The organism is Pseudomonas duriflava (assembly GCF_007830155.1).
Taxonomy (GTDB): Bacteria; Pseudomonadota; Gammaproteobacteria; order Pseudomonadales; family Pseudomonadaceae; genus Chryseomonas; species Chryseomonas duriflava.
Genome location: NZ_VLKY01000043.1, coordinates 1 through 6,250, shown reverse-complemented (window position 1 = coordinate 6,250; position 6,250 = coordinate 1). Strand labels below are relative to the sequence as shown.

Genomic DNA, 6,250 nt, shown 5'->3' with positions numbered 1-6,250 from the left:
GGCCAGCATCTTTGGGCCAATCTCACTTGCAGCCAGGGTATCCAAAAAGGCGCAGACGTTCTCACCGCCTGCTTGTTGTGCGGTGATACGCGGCAGATCTCTACCTATTTGGGTTCGTTTGTCTGCTGCACTTGCTCAAGTGCCTGGGTAGCTTTCTCAGCGGCCTGGTTAGCCGCCTGACTGGATGTTTGCGCGGCATTGGCTGCTGTTGTTGCAGCCTGCCCTGTCGTTCGGGCCAGATTCACAAGCGCCTGGTTGTAGGCGTCTCGGATAGTGGTCAGCTCGGTATTCATACGCTGATTCGCGCCGTACATGGCAATGTGATAGCCAATGATCATTCCACTCAGCACCAAGATGGCACCGATGAACCAGATCTCAACGCGTCTCCACCACTGCTTGGCCCTGGTCACCACTGTATCGCCGTTCATGGCCACTCCGTTGCAAGGCCTGACGCAATTGCGCCACCTCTGACGTTAATTGAGTAATGTGGCTTTCCTGCAAATCCAGTTGCGACTTCATAGCCTTCATCGTTCCGGTGAGTTCCCCCACCGTCTTGTACATCTCGTTCCGTTCCTTGGTGACAACCTCCAGGCGCTCGCTAAGCTTTTCGTTCTCAGCTAAAGCCCGTTCAAGCATGTCCTTCTCGGCACGGTCATTAGCAACCGATGCCCCTGTGCTGGACATGTATTTACGTAGCCAGTTAAGCCCCCAAGCCAGGCCTAAACCTCCAGCTGTGAGCCACCCGGCAGGGTTTCCGCCGGTCAAGTCATTTGGGTCCATTGATCACCTCTCTGGCGTGTTGAGGCGATGCCTTATGACTTGACGCCAGTCGTGGAAAGCCCGCCTTGGCGGATGAAAGAAAAGGTGGCCAGTTCGTCGGCCAGCGCTCTACGTCTCGCGACGTTGATAGTTCCGGCTTCTCAAGGCAGCTAATCCCGATGGGGTGCGCGCTTGGACTGCAGGGAATTTGGGCATAAAAAAGCCCCGCATTTGGCGAGGCTCTTAATCAGAAATCCTTCTTGCTAGCAGAGCACGGGTTTAACCCAGCAGCTGCTCTGGATAGCTGCTATGTAGCGATTGCCCTACTTCAGCAGCTGCTTTAACAATTGCTCGACGCGTATTACTACAGGAGGCGCTGGAATCTTCTGGAGTAACAAATCTTAAATAGAAATCAACGCTATTAAACATACCCAGTTTCACAGCTAACCGGAAAGCATCCCCATCATCTTCAAGAGGATTCCACACCCTTAGTCCAAAGCCCGGGGTGTCCACCCACAGGTTACTCTCAGACCGCGACTTGATTTCGAGATTGGCTGCTAGAGCTGCAAATTCTAGAAGTTCAAAATCTTTCATGCTGCTTCCTTAATAGATTGGTAATTGAACCAGCCAACGCATCCATGCCAATCAAGATGCGCCGATATAGCGTCGGTTAGTTAAAAACAAATCCTATTAAGCAAGCTCCATACCATCATTTGAATAGCAGCCATGCAGACGAATTAGCATTTTTTTGAACGTTAATTACAAATTACTGGGGGATATCTCCAAGGCAGTACCTTCGGCCAGCTAGTGCTAAGCGCTCCCGGCCAGCTGCTTGAAGAGCGCGTCACTGACGACATCGTTCGATTCACATGGATCCCGTCAGAAGCCAAGCCATGTAATCCGGCCCCTTATTTCTAAGCAAGGAGCACGCTAATGGACAAGAACATTATCCCCCTCGTTAAGCAGATTCCCGGCACTGCAATGATGATTAGCAGCGCAGGCCAGTTCACTGCCTTTGTGACCTATCACGGTCATGTTCAGTGGTTGTCCGTGGACGTTCATCAGGCCCGCGCTTCGCAGTTCATGGAAGGCGAGCCAACGCCAATAGTGTGAACGGATGAAATATGGCTGGACATGGATAAGGATCCGGTCGGGCATCTGGAAGCCATGGTGGATCGCTTGGGCGAGTTCTTATGTGATAAGGAGATGGCAGCATGAGCATTCAAGAAGTCGTAGGCCGCACCGAGGCGGATTGCTTTCGTATCGCTGTAAAGAAAGGCATCAGCAAGTATCCACGCAAGGTCCGCCGTCAGCGTACGGAAGCAGGCTGGATCTGGGTTCATCGCTATATAACAAGTCAATCAGCCTAATCGACTAGTAATCAGCTATTTAAGGTTTAAGTGCTACATCTTGGATTCGCTGGGGAGTTCTGAACCATCCCCTAATCAGTGTTTGCACTGGCCGCTCAAAAGCTACATGGCCTGCATAGCTAAGCGGTATCAGAATCAGCATAAAAAGCACTAAGGCCCAAGGGCTGTAGAACACATCCTTTGTTAAGTCTAACTTCTGAGCCAAGAGCGCAAACACGATCTGTAGAGGGAAATGAAGGAGATAGGATGAATAGCTTATATCGCCTACAAAGCCAAACGGCCTAAGAAAGCTTGGGTACATACACCCTACTGCTGCTAAACAAACAATAGCTGAGGGGAAAATAACCCCTGTTAGGAAAAAGTAACTGTTTAGCCCAATGGTAATTGCTATCAGAGATGCCAGCGCAAAGACCACTACACTTGCTGCAGTAGTTACTAAGGCTCCTTTCCACTCTCGCACAGTGTGGAATAAAACAAAGGCAAAGGCGCCTGAAAAAAAGCTATAGAAGCCGCTGCCAAGCTTGTAATTATCTGGATAGATGAACCATCCGAAAAGGATAAGCGCTGGGACAGCTAAGTATCTAAAAGAACCCAGCAGGCAAATGATAAAGAAAACGCCGTATAGCATGAACTCTACAGACACTGACCATATCGGCGCATTGAAGGACCATCCCTTCTCTACCCCCCAAGCTGGCATGAGCAACAGGTTCAACAGCGCATGGTAAGCGTCGTTAGCCTGGTAAATAAAGAAACTGCTATTTGACTGCACATAGACCATCTGCAACAAGGCAACCAGCCCAAATGTAGCTAAATGAAGAGGATAAAGCCTACTTATCCTGTCTATAAGGAATGCCTTAACCGATATCTCACGGCTAGCAATTGCCTTGGAAAACAACCAAAAGAACACAAAACCTGAAATGCAGAAGAACAGCTCAACTGCAATATTCCCACGCTGATAAGCAAACGGAATCAGATCATAAAAAGGCTGGTCACTCACCCTGAAATCTTTGGGGTGGTCAGCCTCATAAAAAAAATGCTGCCAATGCCAGAAAACAACTACCAAAGCAGCTATGCCGCGCAAGACATCTAGCGAGTAGATCCGCTTTGGATAAGCAAGGTTTCCCGGTTTCATCTTTGCCCTAGTCTTTTTCAAATTCCGCGAATACTACCGGAAGTAGACTTGTTCGGGCTCTTCCCTCCCTTCTTAACTTTAACCATATGCGATTTTTATCGTCGCACTGTAAAAGTCTCTACTCATGAAAATGTCAGAGAACATCGCCGAACTGGCGAAGGCGTTGGCTGCTGCCCAGGCGGAAATCGAGAACGCCGCGAAAGGAAGCGTGAACCCTCATTTCAAGAATCGGTACGCTGATCTGGCCGAGATTCTGAACACCTCCCGCCCCGTACTGAGCAAGCACGGCCTGTCTATCTATCGTACAGATGCCAGGGTTCGAAGACGGCAAGGTCAGCGTTGAGACTGTCTTGATGCATGAGTCAGGACAATGGATAGCCAATACCCTACTTGGCCCATGTTCAAAGCTTGACCCTCAAGGCGTAGGTAGTGCGATCACGTATTACCGTAGGTATTCATTAGCTGCTTTCGCTGGCATAGCCCAGGAAGATGATGACGGCAGCGCTGCTAGCGGCAAAGGGCACCCCACGGCGCTTCAGTACATCAGCCAAGCCCAGCTAAACAGGCTTAATGCTGCCCTGAACGCCTGTAGCCCCAAGGTTCAAGAGAAGTTTGAATCTGACCATCCCAACATGACCAAGATCACTACAGATGTTTATGACGGCATCGTGGCGAGCCTTGAGGCAGCGGCCAAGAAGTATCAAGAACGCACCCAGCCAGCATAAGGAGGACATATGCCAGCTCGCGGAAGTACACATTATAAGTCGAAGCTCACCGAAGACGATGTTCGCTCTATCCGTGAGCTATACGAGTGGCGACAGGCTGAGATTGACCGGATCAACTCAGTTGCCAGCCTTAGAGCATTGGCTGAGAAGTTCGATGTAACCCCTAAGGGTATCGAACGGATCGTTTACGACCAGACATGGCGGCACGTTTAGGAGGAATCATGGCCAGTAAGCACGCTATCAAGCGTATGTATCAGTGCTCTGGATGCGATGAAGTCCATGAGTACGAAAGCGAGGCAGAAATCTGCTGCGCTCCTGCAGTCCTTGATGTGTACGTATGCCCAATCTGTGATGAAACACATGAGACTGAAGATGAGGCAAGAGAATGTTGCCCTGACCAGTCGGCAACATGTCCCTCCTGTCTCCGTGAGCATATGGGAAACCACCTAGCCATTCTTGCCATCAAGGTTGCAGGCCACTGCCCAACGTGCAATCCATTTTATCCGCTAGAGCATCAGCTTCAGATACAAGACCTTGCCTGGGAAATGACAGGTAAGTCTAGGAATCTCAACGACTGATCAGGGCGCTACGGCGCTTTTTTATCGCCCAGTAGTAGGAGGCGAACATGCAAACCGGCAACAAATCCCTACCTGAATCTGCCCGCCATGCGAAACGTGGCCCCAAGGCTCGAAGCGGACTTGGCCAGCAAGAGCTAGTGCTTGCTTACGAACTACGGCTGAAGGCTGCTCCTGGAAGAATATTGCACTCGGCCTTGGCTTTGATGCTGATCGACTCTGCTGGCTGATCTGCCATTACGAGCTTAACGGCATTGCAGCGAGGCTACGAGCATGACCTGCCAGCACTCCTGGCTATTCGCAAGCGCCTGCACTATCCGCTGCACTCATTGCGGCATCATAGCAAGACGCCAGCTCACCCGATCAGAGCGATTCGAGCACAAGCAAGGCCGCTGGCTACGACTGATCTCAACGGCTGATCGAGCCGCCTAGGTAATCCCCATGAAATCCCGCAGTACCGGACGTGTAGACCGCTGGCTACATGTGCCTTCCGGTGAGATTTACCAGATCACGATTGAAGACAAGAAAGCTGATGCCGTTGAGCTGGCTCCGGTTAATGGAGGCCGGTGTATGCATCAGGCAGGACCTACGTTTAGGAATAGATCGATATGGAGACCTGTATGAGCGATAAGGAAGAGTTCGAGGCTTGGTGGACACTGCATAGCGCGATGATGTCAGTCATGCACAGTATTGATCTTGGGGAAGCTGAAAAGCAGTTTGCCTTACTCGCTTGGCAAGCCTCCCGCGCTGCACTGGTAGTTGAGCTGCCTAAGTTTCCAATCCCAAGGCGTGGCTCATATTCCAAAGCGAAATTGGGTTGGATAGAAGCCTACCGCTCTTGTCGTCAATCAATCGAAGCCGCGGGCATACAGGTGAGGCCATAAAAACCCTCATCCTCTGGCTAACCTTCCTCGGCCTCTTCCTTCTCCTACTCCCATGGCAGCGTATCTATCCTGCGCGTGTTACACGTTAAGCGAGCTTATCCCTGCTACCTGCATTGTGCTGGCAGCGGTCTCATGGCTGATGTTAAGGAGTGAAAAAAGAAGTAATAAAATTTGGTGTAAGTGTACCTCTCATAGAGGGGAGGGCTAGCGTCACGACTCGGAATAACAGGGTATGTTTAGTAGCATCGTACTACCTCAAAAGCAGAACTAACAAAGAAGCAGTCACATTATCTATTGAGCAATGCATCTTAAGGCACATTGCTCAAATAATTCTCCCTGACAGAGCTTATAGAAATTACTTCTGCTTTAGGTAGGCTCTCTAATACCCGATCGGCACGATCTCTCAGGCGGAGGCATTTACTACAAGTAACTTTTTTGCCATTCAAATGTAGTTCTTATGCTTCCTCCATTAGGAAGATTTTGAAAGCAAATACTGAAATTCCCACTCCGCTGGGCGCGGAAGTGCATCTTTTGCTCAGCCATATGCACTCCAATATGCATAACTACGGAACTAGTATCAAATCGCTACGATAGTTTTAAGTTTATGGACTTGCCCCTATCAAACCGGACACCACAACCCCGTTAAGTTGATGTTGTAGCCAACCGCCTGAACTCCCGAGGTGAGCGGTACTTCAGCGCGCTGTGCGGATGCTCTTCGTTGTAGTGTTCGAAAGCAATCGCCAGGTTGCGTAGCGCTGTCTGGCGATCTGGACGTGGCATATGGGCGATGTAATCGCGCTTCATT

12 protein-coding genes are annotated in these 6,250 nt (G+C 50.2%); 7 read left to right on the top strand and 5 right to left on the bottom strand.

From position 1 onward, the window contains the following. Positions 1–104: 104 nt before the first annotated feature. The 3 genes from IQ22_RS22745 to IQ22_RS22735 form a co-directional block, all read right to left on the bottom strand. Positions 105–428 (bottom strand): hypothetical protein, encoded by a 324-nt coding sequence (locus IQ22_RS22745; RefSeq protein WP_145146088.1) that lies wholly within the window; start codon positions 426–428, stop codon positions 105–107. Next, entirely contained in the window at positions 376–780 is a 405-nt protein-coding gene (locus IQ22_RS22740; protein ID WP_145146087.1) for a hypothetical protein, read from the bottom strand. Before IQ22_RS22740 ends, IQ22_RS22745 begins: the two co-directional genes overlap by 53 nt. Positions 781–1,038: 258 nt before the next feature. After that, positions 1,039–1,353: a hypothetical protein gene (locus IQ22_RS22735; RefSeq protein ID WP_145146086.1), complete on the bottom strand. Its 315-nt coding sequence runs from the start codon at positions 1,351–1,353 to the stop codon at positions 1,039–1,041. Positions 1,354–1,692: 339 nt separating this feature from the next. On the opposite strand from IQ22_RS22735, the gene IQ22_RS22730 reads away from it, so the two are divergent. Together IQ22_RS22730 and IQ22_RS23280 are read left to right on the top strand one after the other, a co-directional pair. Beyond that, positions 1,693–1,872: a hypothetical protein gene (locus IQ22_RS22730; protein WP_145146085.1), complete on the top strand. Its 180-nt coding sequence runs from the start codon at positions 1,693–1,695 to the stop codon at positions 1,870–1,872. Between the two features lie 101 nt (positions 1,873–1,973). Beyond that, positions 1,974–2,129 carry a hypothetical protein gene (locus tag IQ22_RS23280; RefSeq protein ID WP_158635488.1) on the top strand — a complete coding sequence of 52 codons (156 nt, stop codon included), beginning with the start codon at positions 1,974–1,976 and terminating at the stop codon, positions 2,127–2,129. Between the two features lie 19 nt (positions 2,130–2,148). On the opposite strand, the gene IQ22_RS22725 is transcribed toward IQ22_RS23280, so the two are convergent. After that, the gene (locus IQ22_RS22725; RefSeq protein ID WP_145146084.1) at positions 2,149–3,261 is read right to left on the bottom strand and encodes an acyltransferase family protein; all 1,113 of its coding nucleotides are present in this window, start codon (positions 3,259–3,261) and stop codon (positions 2,149–2,151) included. A gap of 124 nt (positions 3,262–3,385) precedes the next feature. Here IQ22_RS22725 and IQ22_RS23905 point away from each other — a divergent pair, with 124 nt between their 5' ends. The 5 genes from IQ22_RS23905 (at position 3,386) to IQ22_RS22700 (ending at position 5,445) form a co-directional block, all read left to right on the top strand. Further along, positions 3,386–3,604 carry an ERF family protein gene (locus tag IQ22_RS23905; protein ID WP_145146083.1) on the top strand — a complete coding sequence of 73 codons (219 nt, stop codon included), beginning with the start codon at positions 3,386–3,388 and terminating at the stop codon, positions 3,602–3,604. Between the two features lie 10 nt (positions 3,605–3,614). Then, the gene (locus IQ22_RS23900) at positions 3,615–3,986 is read left to right on the top strand and encodes an ERF family protein (protein ID WP_158635487.1); all 372 of its coding nucleotides are present in this window, start codon (positions 3,615–3,617) and stop codon (positions 3,984–3,986) included. 9 nt (positions 3,987–3,995) lie between these two features. Then, positions 3,996–4,199, top strand: coding sequence for a hypothetical protein (locus IQ22_RS22710; protein ID WP_145146081.1), 204 nt, complete (start codon positions 3,996–3,998; stop codon positions 4,197–4,199). A gap of 412 nt (positions 4,200–4,611) precedes the next feature. Continuing rightward, a complete protein-coding gene (locus tag IQ22_RS22705; protein ID WP_145146080.1) occupies positions 4,612–4,791 on the top strand; it encodes a hypothetical protein in 180 nt (59 codons plus the stop codon). A 390-nt stretch (positions 4,792–5,181) separates the two neighbouring features. Continuing rightward, on the top strand, positions 5,182–5,445 hold the full coding sequence (locus IQ22_RS22700; protein WP_145146079.1) for a phiTE_015 family protein: 264 nt from the start codon (positions 5,182–5,184) through the stop codon (positions 5,443–5,445). A gap of 642 nt (positions 5,446–6,087) precedes the next feature. Here the strand turns inward: IQ22_RS22700 and IQ22_RS22695 are convergent. Then, the coding region (locus IQ22_RS22695; protein ID WP_145146078.1) for an integrase core domain-containing protein at positions 6,088–6,250 on the bottom strand (163 nt) is incomplete at its 5' end.